The organism is Weissella tructae (assembly GCF_000732905.1).
Classification (GTDB): domain Bacteria; phylum Bacillota; class Bacilli; order Lactobacillales; family Lactobacillaceae; genus Weissella; species Weissella tructae.
In genome coordinates this window covers 460,525-479,068 of sequence record NZ_CP007588.1, presented here as the reverse complement: position 1 = coordinate 479,068, position 18,544 = coordinate 460,525, and the positions used below count along the sequence as shown (strand labels likewise).

At 42.3% G+C, this 18,544-nt stretch carries 16 protein-coding genes, 1 tRNA gene and 2 rRNA genes; 1 reads left to right on the top strand and 18 read right to left on the bottom strand.

Annotated elements, in window-relative coordinates:
• Positions 1-73: 73 nt before the first annotated feature.
• Positions 74-1,246, top strand: a complete 1,173-nt coding sequence (locus WS08_RS02380; RefSeq protein WP_009765488.1) for a DUF998 domain-containing protein — start codon at positions 74-76, stop codon at positions 1,244-1,246.
• Positions 1,247-1,372: 126 nt separating this feature from the next.
• Here WS08_RS02380 and rpsT read toward each other — a convergent pair whose 3' ends face one another.
• From rpsT to WS08_RS02290, 18 genes are all read right to left on the bottom strand, one after another.
• Positions 1,373-1,627, bottom strand: coding sequence for a 30S ribosomal protein S20 (gene rpsT / locus WS08_RS02375; RefSeq protein WP_009765489.1), 255 nt, complete (start codon positions 1,625-1,627; stop codon positions 1,373-1,375).
• 54 nt (positions 1,628-1,681) lie between these two features.
• Entirely contained in the window at positions 1,682-1,951 is a 270-nt protein-coding gene (gene rpsO, locus WS08_RS02370) for a 30S ribosomal protein S15 (RefSeq protein WP_009765490.1), read from the bottom strand.
• Between the two features lie 134 nt (positions 1,952-2,085).
• Complete coding sequence (gene holA, locus WS08_RS02365; RefSeq protein ID WP_009765491.1) at positions 2,086-3,111, bottom strand: DNA polymerase III subunit delta; 1,026 nt, start codon at positions 3,109-3,111, stop codon at positions 2,086-2,088.
• A gap of 68 nt (positions 3,112-3,179) precedes the next feature.
• Entirely contained in the window at positions 3,180-5,336 is a 2,157-nt protein-coding gene (locus WS08_RS02360) for a ComEC/Rec2 family competence protein (RefSeq protein ID WP_009765492.1), read from the bottom strand.
• Between the two features lie 41 nt (positions 5,337-5,377).
• Positions 5,378-6,049, bottom strand: a complete 672-nt coding sequence (locus tag WS08_RS02355; RefSeq protein ID WP_009765493.1) for a helix-hairpin-helix domain-containing protein — start codon at positions 6,047-6,049, stop codon at positions 5,378-5,380.
• Positions 6,050-6,116: 67 nt separating this feature from the next.
• Positions 6,117-6,392, bottom strand: coding sequence for a DUF1292 domain-containing protein (locus WS08_RS02350; RefSeq protein ID WP_009765494.1), 276 nt, complete (start codon positions 6,390-6,392; stop codon positions 6,117-6,119).
• A 53-nt stretch (positions 6,393-6,445) separates the two neighbouring features.
• Entirely contained in the window at positions 6,446-6,724 is a 279-nt protein-coding gene (locus tag WS08_RS02345; protein WP_009765495.1) for a DUF1292 domain-containing protein, read from the bottom strand.
• A gap of 16 nt (positions 6,725-6,740) precedes the next feature.
• Positions 6,741-7,175: a Holliday junction resolvase RuvX gene (gene ruvX / locus WS08_RS02340; protein WP_009765496.1), complete on the bottom strand. Its 435-nt coding sequence runs from the start codon at positions 7,173-7,175 to the stop codon at positions 6,741-6,743.
• Positions 7,176-7,427: an IreB family regulatory phosphoprotein gene (locus WS08_RS02335; RefSeq protein WP_009765497.1), complete on the bottom strand. Its 252-nt coding sequence runs from the start codon at positions 7,425-7,427 to the stop codon at positions 7,176-7,178.
• Between the two features lie 21 nt (positions 7,428-7,448).
• Positions 7,449-10,085 carry an alanine--tRNA ligase gene (gene alaS, locus WS08_RS02330; protein ID WP_009765498.1) on the bottom strand — a complete coding sequence of 879 codons (2,637 nt, stop codon included), beginning with the start codon at positions 10,083-10,085 and terminating at the stop codon, positions 7,449-7,451.
• Positions 10,086-10,382: 297 nt separating this feature from the next.
• Complete coding sequence (locus WS08_RS02325) at positions 10,383-10,979, bottom strand: sugar O-acetyltransferase (RefSeq protein WP_081855546.1); 597 nt, start codon at positions 10,977-10,979, stop codon at positions 10,383-10,385.
• A 136-nt stretch (positions 10,980-11,115) separates the two neighbouring features.
• A complete protein-coding gene (locus WS08_RS02320; RefSeq protein WP_009765500.1) occupies positions 11,116-12,468 on the bottom strand; it encodes a DEAD/DEAH box helicase in 1,353 nt (450 codons plus the stop codon).
• Complete coding sequence (locus tag WS08_RS02315) at positions 12,468-13,412, bottom strand: DHH family phosphoesterase (protein WP_038528156.1); 945 nt, start codon at positions 13,410-13,412, stop codon at positions 12,468-12,470. The genes WS08_RS02320 and WS08_RS02315 overlap by 1 nt, the downstream gene beginning before the upstream one ends.
• Before the next feature lie 47 nt (positions 13,413-13,459).
• Complete coding sequence (dinB, locus tag WS08_RS02310; RefSeq protein ID WP_009765502.1) at positions 13,460-14,575, bottom strand: DNA polymerase IV; 1,116 nt, start codon at positions 14,573-14,575, stop codon at positions 13,460-13,462.
• A gap of 58 nt (positions 14,576-14,633) precedes the next feature.
• On the bottom strand, positions 14,634-14,954 hold the full coding sequence (yajC, locus tag WS08_RS02305) for a preprotein translocase subunit YajC (protein WP_009765503.1): 321 nt from the start codon (positions 14,952-14,954) through the stop codon (positions 14,634-14,636).
• Between the two features lie 255 nt (positions 14,955-15,209).
• Positions 15,210-15,282 (bottom strand) — tRNA-Val (locus WS08_RS02300).
• A gap of 4 nt (positions 15,283-15,286) precedes the next feature.
• Positions 15,287-15,403, bottom strand: a 5S ribosomal RNA gene (rrf, locus tag WS08_RS02295).
• A 106-nt stretch (positions 15,404-15,509) separates the two neighbouring features.
• A 23S ribosomal RNA gene (locus WS08_RS02290) occupies positions 15,510-18,426 on the bottom strand.
• Positions 18,427-18,544: the final 118 nt, after the last annotated feature.

The window sequence follows — 18,544 nt, the reverse complement described above, 5'->3', positions numbered from 1 at the left end:
ATATTCATATATAATTGAATATGACTGATAAAATACCCTTTCCCCTCAAATGGGTCGGAAACAAGGAGTGCCTATGCCCACTAACGAAAAACTTTATATAGAAATCCCCGACACGGTAGCTAAACAAGGGCATTTTAAAAAAGATGCCCACATCACTGCCGTATACGCAGACGGAAAAATAACATTTGAAAACATTGCACGTGATCACCATGATGAACGTGTTCTCATTCGTTATTTTACAATCACCGCCATCTTGAGTGGTTTACTTGCATTAGTAAACTTTTTTGTCCAACAAACACCAAATGTTCCCTTATCTGGTGCGAATTCAGTGGCACAAATCTCAATTTACTTTAGCGTGTTCTTTGGTTGCTTAGGCTTTCTATACACACTAATTAAAAACAGAGCACAACAACAATGGGTTCTGCGTTGGCGCCATATCTTTAATTTGACATTAGCCTACGGTATTTTATGTTTTGCTGTCGTCGCAATCTTTTTCCGTATTTTCTCACAAGCATTCATTGGTTTGCACCTTGATCAATACACTGCGGCTATTATTATCGGATTGATCGTTGGTATTAATGCTTATGCGCTTATGTTAGCCGCACGTAACATCAACTTTTCAACCATTACAGCTGTTCTAATCGCCACACTATTTGGTGGTATTCTATTTTCTATGCTAACAAGCGGTCAACCAGACTGGTGGCAATTTAACTTTAGTTACTTAGGTACGCAACATGTTGAAAATGCAATGTACTTTAATTTCACGCTAATCTTCTCTGGATTAACTATGTTAACGTTAGTTGATTATCTATTTACTAGTTTAGATGCGAGCTTCACACACAATCGTCGTCTATTCGCGCTACGTATCCTATTTTCTATGTTAGCAATCACACTTGGTGGTGTGGGCTTGTTCCCAAATAACCCCGGTTGGACACACACAGTTCACGATTACTTTGCGCAAACATTAGTTGTAATCATCTTACTAATGATTATTGGTATCAAATGGTTCCTACCAAAAGCTGGGACTGAATTCATTTATATCTCGTATGCCATTGGAGCGTCACTCGTTGTGGTAACTATTTTGTTCCAACACTTCCACTTACTATCCCTAACTGGTTTTGAAATTGTCGCCTGTGCATTAGCCTTCTTCTGGCTAATCCTACTACTGACACATTTGAGTAGTATTGCATTGCCATCTTCATCCTTTAAGGCTGAAGTTATCACACTTAACCAAGAAATTAATTAAATATAGCAAAAAAGCACTCGCCTTCTGACAAGTGCTTTTTATTTTGTCTTAAATCATAAATGCCGTCTTAACGGCACAAAAAAACAGCTAACCTAAGTTAGCTGTTTTCTTTTTTAGCAACGTTGATTACTTGTTCAACAAAGCTGACAAACGTGACTTGTCACGTGAAGCCTTGTTCTTAGCAATCAAGCCCTTTGATGCAGCGCGGTCGATAGCTGATGATGCGTTAGCAAACAATTCTTGCAAATTGTCGGCTCCAGCTTCAACACCGTTACGGAACTTCTTCACTTCAGTGCGGTAAGCACTCAATTGTTGAACGTTACGCTCGCGTTGTACCTTGTTTAAGCGGGCACGTTGGATTGATGACTCAATAATTGGCATCGCTTTTTCCTCCGGAGATAAGTGTCAAAAAATACGTACGTGTTAATGTTAAAATTAACGACGCAATCCAAGCTTTTGGATCAATTCACGGTAACGTTGTACTTCGTTATCACGTAGGTAACGTAGCAAGTTACGACGGTGACCGATCTTCTTCATCAACCCACGTTGTGAGTGGAAGTCATGCTTGTGTTCTGACATGTGAGCGTTCAATTCGTTAATGTCAGCAGTCAAAACTGCGACTTGAACTTCAACTGAACCAGTATCACCTTCGTGACGTGCGAATTCCTTGATGATTTCATTCTTGCGTTCTGCAGAAATTGCCATGTTGGATATCCACCTTTCATAATTTATTAGTCGCCACATACAACGTAAAACGACGGTGAACCGTCAAACATCGTATGAGGTCATGTACAAATGTACTTAATTAGTATACCCAAACATAAGTCCGAATACAAGGGTTAATTTTTAGATGTTTCTTGATAGCGTAAGACAAATAATTCGAACAGTAATTCAGGATCACGTGATGTTGACTTCAACTGTTCTTCCATTTGAACAAGGCCTAGAAAAGCATTTGATAACGCTGCATAACTGTACTTGCGCACAGTTTGTTTGGCTAACTTCACACGATATGGATGCACCTTCAACGCTGTCGCAATCCCCTGTTCACTTAATGTCATGCTTTTAACTTGCAACAACAGTCGGAACTGTCCAATCATCGCCCCATGTAGTCGCAAGGGTTCTTCACCATTTAAAACAAGCTCGTGGTATAACTCAACGGCTTGTCGTAAACGTTGATTCAATAATGCCTCAATTAAATCAAAGATGTTTTGACTCAATGTGTTGGTCACCGCTGCTTCAACATCTGCAACCGTAATTTGCTTCGTATCGTACGTGTACAATAACAATTTCTCTAATTCCATCATAATTTGGGTCAATGAGAGATTAGTTCGTTGGAATAATACTTGTTCAGCCCCTGATGCCATGACATAGCCAGCCTCATCCAATCTTTGTTGGATAAGTTGATGAATATCACGTTCAGTTAAATCACCAAATGCCAAGTAGCTGGCGCGTTCTTTCAAAAGTTTCGTTACTTTCTTACGGCCATCTAGTTTTTCGTATGGCGCAAAAATAACAAGGATTGTCTGTGGTTCTGGTTGTTGCACGTAGTTGACTAATTCATCAGGAAAATGTTCAATTTTCCCACGTGTTGTCTCTCCTGTTAGGAAATAAGCATTATCAACAATCACGACACGCTTATCACCAAAAAATGGTACAGCGCGGGCGTCATCTAATGCCACTGCTAAATTTGTCTCACGCATATCAAATTGCGCTAAATTCATTGTGCGATCTTCTTCTTCGATTAGATTCGTAAATAATGCACGTGTTTGATCTAATAGAAATTGATCGGTTCCTTGAATCAGGTATACGGGCGCACTATTTTGATTCGCCAAATCCTTCTTTAATTCTTTTAACGTTATCGCCATGTTAATCGCCCTTTCTTGTTATCTTCAGTCCTTTAATCGTGCCACATCGCTGAACAGAATACAATTGATTAGTTCATTTTTTTCAAGCTAGTTTGCCAATGCATGCCGTCAGACCTTATCATCCCCAATTCCGCTGTATTAAGCATTTGCACATGCTGTGCTTTCAATCGTGCTAAGACTTCCTCATGTGGATGTTTAAAACGATTATTTTTACCAGCACTAATAATGGCTAGTTTAGGGTGTAATACCGCTAAAAAAGAAGCTGACGTACTCGTTCGTGAACCATGATGTCCACATTTCAATACATCAATACTTGGGACTTGATAATGAGACAAAATCCTTTGCTCGCCCGCAATGTCTAAATCTCCCATTAACATATAGCGCAGACCAGCTAACGTCATCGTTACAACAATGGAATCCTCGTTCTTACCCAAGCCACGTTTAAACGGATGACATACCCGGCAATCAGATTTCCCAATACTTGCACCGGCACCCACTTCATGAATAACAGTTGTCTTGTGGATATATGGCGCAATTTGACGTTGATAGTTTTTTGTTTCGCACATACCCGGTGGCAAATACATATTCACAATCGGAACATGTTGCGCTAAATACGCAAAATTACCGATATGATCAATATCTTGATGGCTCAAAATAAGGTGATCTACTTTTCTAATGCCATAGCCTTTTAAGACTTGGCATAATTGTTGCCCAACAAAGTTGGGTTTAGTCCGCTGCTGCGTATTCGGTAATGTGTCGACCTTTCCACCCACGTCCATCACATAACTTTCTTGGTGCACATCACGCCATACAGTCGCATCCCCTTGGTTTACATCAACAAACGCTATAAATGGTTCCGTAGACCCAGCATAACCTAAAAGTAAACAGACGTAACAGATGACTAAGGCACACCATGACTGCCATTTAGGCATTGTTAGCATCACGCCTGTACAAATGACAACCACCACGCTCCAGCAAATATTTGGTTCGCCACTAATTAATTCACCTGGCAAATCTTCACCTAGTCTGATGATGTCCTGCACATAACTAACTAGCGTATTACACAGCTGTACGATAGGTGTTATTTGCAGTAATGCCGCACAAATCCCGATAACAACAATTGGCACGACTAGCCATGTAAAGACAGGTATCACAATTAAGTTAGCTAAAATCCCCACCGGTTGCCAACTGTAGGTTTGTGTAATCAAGCAAGGTGCAATCAACATATTCAGCGTTAAATTGGTTTTCCAAAAAGATGCTTCTTGTAACCATAGCAGTCCAAAACTTAATAAGAAAGATAACTGCCCACCTAATTGATGTAATACAGCTGGTTCCCATAAGAGACTACCGAGGACGGTCATCCCCCAAACATCAATCGGTGTCATCGTTACATTTCTGAGTTCACAATAATTCATCAGTCCACTAGATAAAATCGCCCGAATCAAACTCTGAACGCCACCAGCAAAAAACCAGATAAAGGCTAACCATCCAAACCATAGGATTTGGATATCTTCTCGATAGAGACGTAAAATGCGGGCTAAAGCGAACCAAACACGATAACATAACGTCACTTGAAACCCAGATATACTAAATAGATGAACTAAGCCAAGTTTTTGAATACCAGCATTATCAGCATAAAAATCCGAACGCGTATAGCCGAGTAATAATGTTTCACCATAATCACGTAGTCCACCTGGTAATTTCTCAAACCAATTCAGCCAATGATAATGGAGCGTTTTTATCCAATCGTACCAACGTGCCTGATCATCATTTTCCCAATATCGTACCTCTTGGAGTGTACACGCTAAAATAACACCTTTCGTCCGCCAATATGCTTGTGGATTAAAATTGAATCGATTTCGATTAGGCTCAATCACATCACATGAAAAAGATGCATATAATTTAACCTTCTGTGTATGCGGTGGTTGCGGACATTGCCCTTTGAGCTTGACTGGTATACCATCCATATCGCCAACACCAGTTAAATAACCTTGTGACCATTTCATATCACCCTGATGCAGGGTCAGCCATCCTGTATGCTCACCTATTTCACGATGATACTCATTTAATCGATACTCTCGGCATCCCCAACATGCAACACACAGCACAATAATCACAAACAATATCCATAAATAATCAGCATAGTAGTACCACACAATCGCACTAAACCAAATCGCACCAATCCACCAAAAAGTTAAGTCGGCATTTAAAAGGCCAATATTCATGCAGATCAATATACAGCCTGTCCAAAACCAAAAGCCACTCCTCACACACAAACCAACGGCGTTAATTTCGCCAACATTTTAGGTCCAATCCCTTGCACCTGTCCCAAATCATCAACACTCGCAAAATGTTTCTCTTCCCGATACGCCAAGATATCTTGTGCACGTTTTTGTCCAACGCCAGGTAATGTCATTAATTCTGCTTCAGTCGCTTTATTAATGTTAACTAAGGTATTCTTCGCATCTGTGCCATGCGTACTCTGTGTCTGTGCTGATTCAGATGTTTGATCACCTTTCACCGGGACATCAATGACCATTTCGTCACTGACTTTAGTTGCCTGATTGATTTGTTGTAGATTGGCATCACCACGTAGTCCACCAGCCAGAGTTATGGCGTCTATAACCCGCTTTCCACCTTGAATTTGATAGATGCCTGGCCTTTTAACAGCCCCCTTGACGTCGACGAACCATGCCCCTGTCGTGTTAACTACTTGATCTTCCTTCTCAGTTGTTGCTTTAGTTTTCGCATTAGTAATTTCACTCGTCCATTCTGTCCGTTGTGAATCATTCCCCTCTGTTTGATCAGGGATCGTCTGATGTCCCTGCATATAGACACATAGAACCAAACAAACTCCGATGGTCATCACTTGCGCAACAATCCATGCCCGATACGCATCCCAGAGAACCTTCAGATTATCTGTTATTTTTCCCCACATAAAAACCGCCTCCTTATTTTCAATAAATAAAGACGCGGTTTTTAATTAGATATTCAAATCGGCTTGATTAGATGTGTCCATCCGCAAACAATGTGTTCATCACTTCTTCAATCATGTCGAATTCTTCTTGTGTTTCCACAGGTTGTAGTGTGTCATTTTCATCATTTGGGTTGTAGATGTATGGCAATACAGTCACATCTTCACCTGTATCTACGTCTGGAGCCAATACAATGTATGACTTTCCGTAATCTTCTGAATCAAATGAGAACATTTCTACAAATGTTTGTTCATTTCCATCATCATCTGTTAGGACAAAAATTTCTTCGTTTTGTGCTTCTACCATTTTATATCTCCTGACAAAAAAGAGCCCCGGCAATCGGTGGCTCAATTTTTTAATTATTCAGCTTCATCCAAGTAACGGTTCAACGCTTCGCTAACCATTTCAAATTCAGCATCGTCTTCGATTTCATCGAAAGTACCTTCTGTATCCTTGCTGTTAACGATGAATGGGAAGATGTCTACACCTTCATCCAAATCAGCGCCTGCAGGGTATACAAAAATGTAATCCTTGTTGTAATCATCATCGTGGAATGAGAACAACACTTCAAATAATTCTTCATCTCCTTGTTCGTTAAACAATGAGATAATATCTTGTTCTTCGTTTACATTGCTCATATTATTGCTCCTTTAATTACTTGACCAGTGGTCCTTTACGGTCAAGATAGTTTTGTAAAATCAAGGCTGCTGCCAATTTATCAATAACTTGCTTCCGCTTCTTACGTGACGCATCAGCTTTTTCAACTAACATACGTTCCGCTTCAACGGTTGTTAAGCGTTCATCTTGATAATCAACAGGCAAACCAAATGTTTCTTCTAACAAGGCCCCGTAAGCTTGTGCAGCTTCAACACGAGGACCTGATGTGTTATTCATATTTTTGGGTAGTCCCAGCACAAAGCCAGTTGGTTGTTGTTCTGCAACCAGTTCCTTCATACGTTCAATTCCGAATTCTTTTTCATCTTCATTGATACGAATAATTTCAACTGCTTGTGATGTCCAACCAAAGACGTCAGAAACTGCGACACCAACGGTACGTGACCCTACATCTAAACCAAGTAAGCGTCCCATCTATTTACCCAAGTAATTCTTAACCAAGGCACCAATTACTTCGTCACGTTCGAATTTGCGAATCAAGTTTCGCGCATCGTTCACACGTGGGATGTAGGCTGGATCATTTGAAATTAAGTAACCAACAATTTGACTTGTTGGGTCGTAACCCTTTTCTTCCAAAGCCTCGTATACCGTTTCTAACATCTTACGTACATCGTTATCTTCGTTACGATTTACATTAAATAAAGTTGTGTGATCTAGTGAGTTCATAAAACACCTCTTTCCTAGCTGTTATTTCGCAGCTAACCAATCGTTCGCTTGTTCAAATGCGGTCGTAATTCCAGCAGGATTCTTCCCACCAGCTTGCGCCATATCTGGACGACCACCACCACCACCACCAATTGCTGGGGCAATAGCTTTAATCAAATCACCAGCCTTAATACCATCTGAGATGGCATCAGGTGATGCTGCTACCAATAAGTTTACCTTATCACCCAAGTTAGCCGCAAGGACTAGAACATCAGATGGGTACGCTTGCTTCCAATTGTCAGCAGTCGCACGCAATGCATCCATTGATTCAACGGCCAATTCAGCAGTAATCAAAGTGTGTGATCCAGCTTCAACAACTTGTGTGAAGGCATCACTAGCACTTTGGTTCGCCAACTTTTGTTCTAGGGCTTGTACTTGACGTTCTGCATCCTTCAAAGCGTTTTGAAGCGCAGCAATCTTGTCATTCACTTCGCTCAATTGTGGTGCCTTAACTTGTTCTACGGCCTTGTTCAACCAAGCATCATGTTGCTTAAACAAGTTCATTGCACCTTGACCAGTAACGGCTTCGATACGACGAATACCAGCTCCCGTACCTTGTTCACTAGTAATCTTAAACATTCCCAATTCAGCAGTAGATACAGCATGTGTTCCACCATCAAATTCAATGTTAAAGTCACCAATTGAAACAACACGGACCTTTTCACCGTACTTTTCAGTAAAGACAGCAACTGCTCCTAGCTTCTTAGCTGATTCTAGGTCTGTTTCAACCCATGAAATTGGCAAGTTTTCAATAATCTTTTGATTAATCAAATCTTCAATTTCAGCCAACTTTTCTGCTGGAACGGCACCATTGTAAGTGAAGTCATAACGCAAACCATCAGCGTTAACCAATGATCCGGCTTGTGTTGAGTGTTCACCCAAAATGTTACGGATAGCTTGGTCAAGCATGTGTGTTGCAGTGTGGTTCTTAGAAATTGCAGCATGGTATGCTTGATCAACTTCTAGACGGTACACACCATTGTTATCCAATGTTGAAAGTACTTCTACTTCATGCAAGTGTTGTCCATTAGGTGCCTTCTTAACGTCCAAGACACGGGCAACAACTTCACCATCAGCATCCAAAACAACACCATGATCAGCCACTTGACCTCCCATTTCTGCATAGAAAGGTGTTGCATTGAAGATAACTTGTGCTGAACCATCTGAAACAGCATCAACCAAGTCACCATCAACAATAATAGCGACGGCTTGTGCTTCTTCAACGGCTAGTTCAGACCAACCAACGTATGTTGATGGTGTGTCCAAGTTCGTCAACAATTCGTTTTGCACACCCATTGAGGCTTGTGTGCCACGAGCTGCACGCGCACGTTCTTGTTGTTCCTTCATGGCAGCGTCAAAGCCTGCACGATCAACTGTCAAACCAGCTTCTTCAGCTGCTTCAACTGTCAATTCATATGGGAATCCATATGTGTCGTACATCTTAAAGGCAACCGCACCATCAATTGTGTCTGTTGCGTCGGCCATAACATCAGCCAACAATGCTAGTCCAGCAGTCAAAGTCTTGTTAAAACGAACTTCTTCAGCGACAACGATAGACGCAATGTATTCTTCGTTTTCCTTAACTTCTGGGTAGTAAGCTTGCATGATGTTTGCCACAACAGGTACTAATTCATTAATAAATGATTGTTCGATACCTAGCTTGCGACCGTGCAACACGGCACGACGTAGCAAACGACGAATAATGTATCCACGACCTTCATTTGATGGCAAAGCACCATCACCAATTGCGAATGTGACCGCACGTGCGTGGTCCGCAATCACCTTGAATGAAATATCGCGTTCTGCATCTTCACCATACTTAAGCCCTGAAAGAGCTTCAACCTTTTCGATGATTGGCATGAACAAGTCAGTTTCAAAGTTTGTGTCTGCATTTTGGAAAACAGAAACCAAACGTTCTAGACCCATCCCCGTATCGATGTTCTTGTGTGGTAGTTCAGGATAATCTTTATTATCTGTCAAACCAGGCAAGTGGTTGTATTGTGAGAACACAATGTTCCAAATTTCAAGGTAACGATCATTTTCACCACCAGGGTAGTTTTCATTTTCGTCTTCGGCATTAAAACGTGGTCCACGGTCAAAGAAGATTTCTGTGTCAGGACCTGAAGGACCTTCACCGATATCCCAGAAGTTATCTGCTTCTTCGTAAACGTGAGTTGGGTCAATACCAACTTCTTCTAACCAGATACGCTTTGCTTCTGTGTCATTTGGGTACACAGTTACATATAGCTTTTCTGGGTCAATGTCATACCATTCTGGGCTTGTCAAAAGTTCCCATGCAAATGGAATGGCATCAGTCTTGAAGTAATCTCCGATTGAGAAGTTCCCCATCATTTCGAACAATGTGTGGTGACGTGCTGTATGTCCAACATTTTCGATGTCGTTGGTACGAATGGCCTTTTGCGCATTTGTAATACGACGGTTCTTAGGAATAACACTTCCATCGAAGTACTTCTTCAATGTTGCAACTCCTGCATTAATCCACAAAAGGGTTGGGTCATCCTTTGGAATCAATGGTTGTGATGGTTCAATGCTGTGTCCTTTACTTTCAAAGAAACGCAAGAACATATCACGTGTTTCAGCAGATGATAATTCTTTCATAATGTTGCCTCACTTCTTAAATATATAAAAAAAGACAGAAAACCACTACAAATCAGAGACGCATTAACGCGGTACCACTCTGTTTGCAATGATTGTCTGCCATCATTACCTCTTAATAGATCGTTAACGCTGATTAGCGGATTATTTTCATAATCGTTATTACCGTTGGGAGCAAAAAGATTAAGTAGCGTTACTTGCACCAACCGTAACGTCTCTGAGTCTACTGGCTAATCTTTCTATCCAACACATTCATTATACCACACACAATTGCTGGCTTGAATACCCATTTCTCACCGTTTATTGGTATTTCAATTTATCTTCGTAACGTAATTCGCGCATCACTTCTGCTGGATTACCTGCAGCCACCACATGTTCAGGAATGTCACGCGTTACGACTGCACCGGCCCCAATAACAGCCCCAGCACCAATCGTTACACCCGGATTGATCACAACATTGGCCCCAATCCAAACATCATCACCAATCGTAATTGGATAGGCGTATTCTAGTCCTGATTCACGTTGCTCGACGTCTAACGGATAACCAGATGTCGTGAACGTACAATTAGGCCCCACAACGACGTTATCCCCAATTGTCACGACCGCAGCGTCCAAAATCACTAGATTATATTGCGCATAAAAATTCTGACCAATATAAATGTTTTCCCCGTAATCACAATGGAATGGTGCCATGATTGTTAAGTCATCACCTGTTTCACCAAAAAAATCTGCCAATAAAGTTTGTTGTGCATCTACCTGCACGGGCAAAAGTTGATTATATTGAAAACAACGATTACGTGCAACCAATCGTTGGTCAATTAACTCTTTATCTTTATCTGAATTGTACAGTTGTCCCATTTCTGCCTTTTCTTTATCTGACAGCGTATGTGCCTTCATCTTTCTTGCCCCTTTTTCCCACAAAATATATTGTTTCTAATTAATATTGTTTACAAGTATAGCACATCAAACCTTAAAAGTTAGGGCGAACCAAAATGAAGATACAAAAAAAGCTGACCTAAGTCAGCTTAATGTATTACCCTTGTTGCTTACGAGCCTTACGTGTTGCACGGTCTGTTTGACGTTGTTCAATACGCTTCTTGTACTTCGCATCACGAGCAATTTCGTTCTTAATACGACGCTTGTAACCAGGCTTAACAGTCTTCTTCTTCTTCTTAACCATTCCAATCATTGTTGGATCTAGCTTTTCTGAAGACTTTGAACGTTGCTTACGACGACGACGGTCAAATCCAGGTGTTAGTTCACCCTTCTTCAATGCCATTGGTTCGAAAGTAACACCTAATTGTTCAACCGCTGCAACCTTATCTTCTTCATCTGGTGAGTACAATGTAATTGCACGACCATCCATACCGTTACGTCCAGTACGACCAACACGGTGAACGAAGAATTCTAGGTCATTCGGAATACCATCGTTAATGATCAATGAAACTCCTGGGATATCAATTCCACGTGCGGCCAAGTCAGTCGCAACAACATATTGATAGTCCAAGTGTTGGATTTGATTCATTGTACGACGACGTTCACGTGGTTGGATACCACCGTGGATTTCCGCAACCTTCAATCCACGTTCTTTCAAGTTACGAGAAAGTTCCTTCGCACGTTCCTTAGTATTTGTAAATACCAAGGCCATGTATGGGTCTCCCATTGTCAAAAGATCATAAACAACTTGATCCTTTTCTTTACCCTTTGTTTCCAACAAAATGTTTTCAATTGTTGGTGCAATAACAGTTGTTGTTGGAATTTCATCCACAACTGGGTTGCTTAGGTACTTCTTCAAGAATGGTTGTAGCTTTTGTGGAATTGTTGCTGAGAAAACCAACATTTGTAGGTTTTCAGGCAATGCACCCGCAATGGCATCAACTTCAGGCATAAATCCTAAGTCCATTGTCATGTCGGCTTCGTCGATAACCAATGTCTTTGCAGTATGGATATCCAAAGCACCACTCTTGTACAAGTCCTTGATACGACCTGGTGTTCCAATCACGATTTGTGGTTGGTTGTTTTGCAATTGTTGAATTTGACGTGCCTTGTCAGTTCCACCAACGTAAACACCAACCTTTGGACGTGCGTCTTCAGGGAATGCATCGGCCATCTTTTGGCTAGCATCGTAAATTTGTTGTGCCAATTCACGTGAAGGTGTTGTGATAATTGCTTGTACTTGCTTAGCATTAACATCTAGCTTCTCAAAAATTGGAATCAAAAATGCGTGTGTCTTTCCAGAACCAGTTTGTGATTGTCCTACCACTGAGCGTCCTTGTAGGACAACTGGGATAAAACGTTCTTGAACTGGCGTTGGCGTTGTGAAGCGAATTGCTTCTAGTCCACGGTAAATTTCGGGACGTAGATTATAATCTGTAAATTTAGCCATTAAGCCTGCTCCTTCAATGTCTCTTTCATTTCATTGATAATGTCATGAACTTCATCAATATTTTCTGCAATCGCACCAGAGGCAAACTTATGTCCTCCTCCTCCATGACGCTTAGCAACATTGTTAATCACAATATTACGTGAACGTAGGCGGGCGCGGTAGAATCCTTCTTCTTGTTCTTCAAAGACAACCCAAGCCTTAGCTTGATCGATACTTCCTAATACAGGCACGATAAAGGCTGTACTGTAATCACCTAAGTCAAATTGCGTTAGTGTTTCATGATCCAGGATAATGTATCCTACCCCTTCAGGTGTTAAGACCATGTGATCATATACGTAACTTGTTGCCTTAGCTGCTTCCAAAGAAATCGTATCCATGCGTTGTGTCATCGCTGTCCAATCAAAACCAAAGCGCATTAAAGCAGCTGCAGTTTCCATTGTCTCTGGCGTTGTCGCATGCAAGAAACGACCTGTATCTCCAATGATTCCTGAGTATAAGTATGATGCACTATCTTGTGTCATCGTTAACTTATCTGAGAATTCTGCATAGAAACGGTAGATCATTTCAGATGTTGAAGATGCTGTATCATCAATCCAAGAATAATCACCAAATGGTTCATCATTAGGATGGTGGTCAATCTTTACCAATGTCTTTGCATAGTCGTAACGACGGTCGTCAACACGTGGTTCGTTTGCTGTATCAGTCACAATAACCAAAGCAGTATCGTATACTTCGTCTGGGATGATATCCATCTCACCCATCCAAGCCATACTTGGTACTTGCTTTCCTACAGAATAGATTGTCTTTTCAGGGAAGCTTGCTTTTAAAATGGTTGCAAGCCCTTGTTGTGATCCGACTGCGTCTGGATCAGGACGTTGATGCCGATGAATCACAATTGTTGATGCGGCTTCAATTTGAGCCATAATTTGTGTTTGTGCGCTCATAATTTTTAATTCCTTTACTTAATAAAATTCTATTAAGTATAACATATTCAAGGGCCCTCCTCATACAAAGGAAGGCTAATATTTTTAAAGGTTATAGGAGTTAGATTCGTCATGGTTAATCCAATCAACCGTAACGGTTCTTGATAACCTCCTAAATCTTCCCAAATATCTTGTGCCAATCGCCAAATAACATACGGATCGGCTTCAATGACGTCTGGCAATGTTAATCGATGTGTTTTTGTGATAAACGAATCACTACGTACTTTAAGCACTAATGTTTTCCCATGCATCTTTTTACGATTGAGATTTTCTGATAATTCTGTCGCAATTAGCTTTAGTTCTTGTAGGACTTCATCCTCAGTATCCACCACTGATCCATACGTATGTTCTTTACCAATGGATTTACGTTCACGCTCCCACTCGACAACACCGGAGTCCATACCTCGTATACGTTGATATAGAATAAAACCCATTTTACCGAATTGGTTGGTCAAATCACTTTGGGCCATTTGAAACAAATCATAACCTGTTTTAATGTCTTGCGCATACATTTTTTCAGCTGTCTTTTTACCAATTCCACGAATGTCCTCAATCGGTAATGGGTCTAAAAAGGCCCGAATATCATCTGCTTCAATATACGTTAGCCCAGCTGGTTTGTTATGCTCTGATGCTAATTTAGCTAAGAACTTATTAAATGAAATCCCCACCGAACAGGTTAACGACAATTCATCATAGATTGTTTGTTGTAACTGATGCGCAATCTCTATTGGTTCATCCTTTAAATCACTGATATCTAAATAGGCTTCGTCGAAAGCGACTGGCTCTACTTTTTCTGTCACCCGGTGGAATATTTCATGAACTTCAGCGGATACAGCTTGATATTTTGGGAAGTCAGGCGCCACAAACAATGCATCTGGTGCTAATTTCAAGGCTTCATTTGCATTCATTGCTGAATGAACACCTAGCGCTCGAGCATGATAATTTGCCGTTGCCACAACACCCCTATGTCCATTTTTACGTGGGTCATTAGCTAATATGACTGCTTGATCTCGATATTCCGGATGATCACGCATTTCTACTTGCGCATAAAAAGCATCCATATCAATATGAATGATGGATTTATTCGTTTCTAATTGAATTGGAATTTCAAACAAATCTGCCATAACATACCTCATTAAACAAAAAAATCCAAAGCCACTTATGACTTTGAATTCTCAAGAATTACTTTTCTTCTGTGTCTTCGACAACAGTCACTTCTTCTTCCACAACAGTTTCAGAAACAGGCGCTTCCGCAACAACTGTACGGATAGCAGACATTTCGAATGTCAAGAATGTTCCATCAGCGTCCAAAGAAACAGTCTTACGGTCTTCGCTGATTGAATCGATTGTTGCATGCAATCCACCAATAGTAATAATATGTGTACCTGGCTTGATGTTGCTCATCATTTCTTGGTGCTTAGCTTGTTGCTTCTTTTGTGGACGGATCAAAAAGAAGTACATTGCTCCAAACAAAAGCGCGATCAATAGTAGTTGTTGACTCATGAATAAAATCCTCCAAGGGTTTTAAAATTAACGTGAATTTACTTTGTTGTAACCATAGTTTTCCATAACTTCGGTGCGAAAATATATTAAACATTTTTCCGCAATCACTGGACAGATGTCTTCTATTAAGTTTAACAAATATTACAAGTTATGAACAGAACACTAACCACATTTTATTAAAGTCCTTCATCATTTTAGGACAAATGACTATGTATTAAGATACAAAAAAACCACTCACAAGGAGTGGTTTCAGGATGGACGTTACAGGGATCGAACCTGTGACCCCCTGCTTGTAAGGCAGGTGCTCTCCCAGCTGAGCTAAACGTCCAGATGCATTGCGATGTCCTATCCTCGCAGGGGGCGATCCCCCAACTACTTTTGGCGCTATTGAGCTTAACTTCTGTGTTCGGTATGGGAACAGGTGTGGCCTCAATGCCATCATCACAACACGTGCTATTTAATTAGCAGTACGAGATTTAATTATCTCAAAACTGAATAACATTGTCAAGTTTTAAATCATTTATTTTTGAGCCTTAACACCACGTTTTGTTCAACTTGGTTAAGTCCTCGAACCATTAGTACTAGTCCGCTCCATGCGTCACCGCACTTCCACTTCTAGCCTATCTACCTCATCATCTTTGAGGGGTCTTACTTCATAAAGAATGGGAAATCTCATCTCGAGGCGAGTTTCACACTTAGATGCTTTCAGCGTTTATCTCATCCGTACATAGCTACTCAGCGATGCTCCTGGCGGAACAACTGATACACCAGAGGTACGTCCACCCCGGTCCTCTCGTACTAAGGGCAGCTCCTCTCAAATTTCCTACGCCCGCGACGGATAGGGACCGAACTGTCTCACGACGTTCTGAACCCAGCTCGCGTACCGCTTTAATGGGCGAACAGCCCAACCCTTGGGACCGACTACAGCCCCAGGATGCGATGAGCCGACATCGAGGTGCCAAACCTCCGTCGATGTGGACTCTTGGGGGGAGATAAGCCTGTTATCCCCAGGGTAGCTTTTGTCCGTTGAGCGATGGCCCTTCCATGCGGAACCACCGGATCACTAAGTCCTACTTTCGTACCTGCTCGACTTGTAAGTCTCACAGTCAAGCTCTCTTGTGCCTTTACACTCTACGAATGATTTCCAACCATTCTGAGAGAACCTTTGAGCGCCTCCGTTACCTTTTTAGGAGGCGACCGCCCCAGTCAAACTGCCTGCCAGACACTGTCTTCCATCGCGATAAGCGATGTGAGTTAGAGTGGTCATACAACGAGGGTAGTATCCCACTGATGCCTCCATCGAAACTAGCGTTCCGATTTCAACGGCTCCTACCTATTCTGTACAAGCTGCACAAACACTCAATATCAAGCTACAGTAAAGCTCCATGGGGTCTTTCCGTCCTGTCGCGGGTAACCCGCATCTTCACGGGTCTTTAAATTTCACCGAGTCTCTCGTTGAGACAGTGCCCAGATCGTTACGCCTTTCGTGCGGGTCGGAACTTACCCGACAAGGAATTTCGCTACCTTAGGACCGTTATAGTTACGGCCGCCGTTTACTGGGGCTTCAATTCGTACCTTCGCTTGCGCTAAGCACTCCTTTTAACCTTCCAGCACCGGGCAGGCGTCAGCCCCTATACGTCATCTTACGATTTTGCAGAAACCTGTGTTTTTGATAAACAGTCGCCTGGGCCTATTCACTGCGGCTCAGCTTTCGCTGAGCACCCCTTCTCCCGAAGTTACGGGGTCATTTTGCCGAGTTCCTTAACGAGAGTTCACTCGCTCACCTTAGGATGCTCTCCTCGACTACCTGTGTCGGTTTGCGGTACGGGCAGGTAAACACTAACTAGAAGCTTTTCTTGGCAGCGTGACATCACAGACTTCCCTACTTTATTTCGGTCCTCATCATCACTTGTCCTTGGAAGAGCAAGCATTTAACTCACTCTAAGACTTATGATTTAACCCAGCATATCCATCAGCTGGGATCTGTTAGCCTTCTGCGTCCCTCCATCGTTCAAACATGTTCACCTGGTACAGGAATCTCAACCTGTTGTCCATCGACTACGCCTCTTGGCCTCGCCTTAGGTCCCGACTAACCCTGGGAGGACGAGCCTTCCCCAGGAAACCTTAGTCATACGGTGGACAGGATTCTCACCTGTCTTTCGCTACTCATACCGGCATTCTCACTTCTATGCGCTCCACCAGTCCTCACGGTCTGACTTCATCGCCCATAGAACGCTCTCCTATCGCGCCACTTACGTGGCACCCGTAGTTTCGGTGGTGTGTTTAGCCCCGGTACATTTTCGGCGCAGAATCACTCGACTAGTGAGCTATTACGCACTCTTTAAATGGTGGCTGCTTCTAAGCCAACATCCTAGTTGTCTATGCAACTCCACATCCTTTTCCACTTAACACACACTTAGGGACCTTAACTGACGATCTGGGCTGTTCCCCTTTCGACAATGGATCTTATCACTCACTGTCTGACTCCCGGACATACGTGATTGGCATTCGGAGTTTATCTTAATTTGGTAACCCGAGATGGGCCCCGCACCAAAACAGTGCTCTACCTCCAACACGCTTCATTCCGAGGCTAGCCCTAAAGCTATTTCGGAGAGAACCAGCTATCTCCAAGTTCGATTGGAATTTCACCGCTACCCACACCTCATCCCAGCATTTTTCAACATGCACGGGTTCGGGCCTCCAGTGCGTTTTACCGCACCTTCACCCTGGACATGGGTAGGTCACCTGGTTTCGGGTCTACAACAACGTACTCAAGCGCCCATTTCAGACTCGCTTTCGCTACGGCTCCGGTCTTTCCACCTTAACCTTGCACGTTATCGTAACTCGCCGGTTCATTCTACAAAAGGCACGCCATCACCCATTAACGGGCTCTGACTTCTTGTAGGCACATGGTTTCAGGAACTTTTTCACTCCCCTTCCGGGGTGCTTTTCACCTTTCCCTCACGGTACTGGTTCACTATCGGTCACTAGGGAGTATTTAGCCTTGCGAGATGGTCCTCGCGGATTCCGACCGGATTTCACGTGTCCGGCCGTACTCAGGATCCTGTACGGGAGGTTATTTGTTTTCGCATACGGGGCTATCACCCTATCCTGCTCAGCTTCCCAGCTGATTCTGCTAACAAACAACTTTATAACTCCACAACGACAGTCCTACAACCCCAATGTGCAAGCACATTGGTTTGGGCTCTTCCGTTTTCGCTCGCCGCTACTGACGGAATCGATATTTCTTTCTCTTCCTGTTGCTAATGAGATGTTTCAGTTCACAACGTCTACCTTCAACCTGACTATGTATTCATCAGGTGATAACTTGCATACACAAGCTGGGTTCCCCCATTCGGAAACCCCCGGATCAAAGCTCACTTACAGCTCCCCGGGGAATATCGGTGTTAGTCCCGTCCTTCATCGGCTCCTAGTGCCAAGGCATCCACCATGCGCCCTTAATAACTTAACCTATCAACTTACGTTGATGATTCAAGTTTGAGTATGTGGCTCAAGGCCACATGCGATTTAAACTAAATTTAAAAAAACTCAAAAAAATTACGCGGTGTATTTTTTTCGGCTCAATTTAA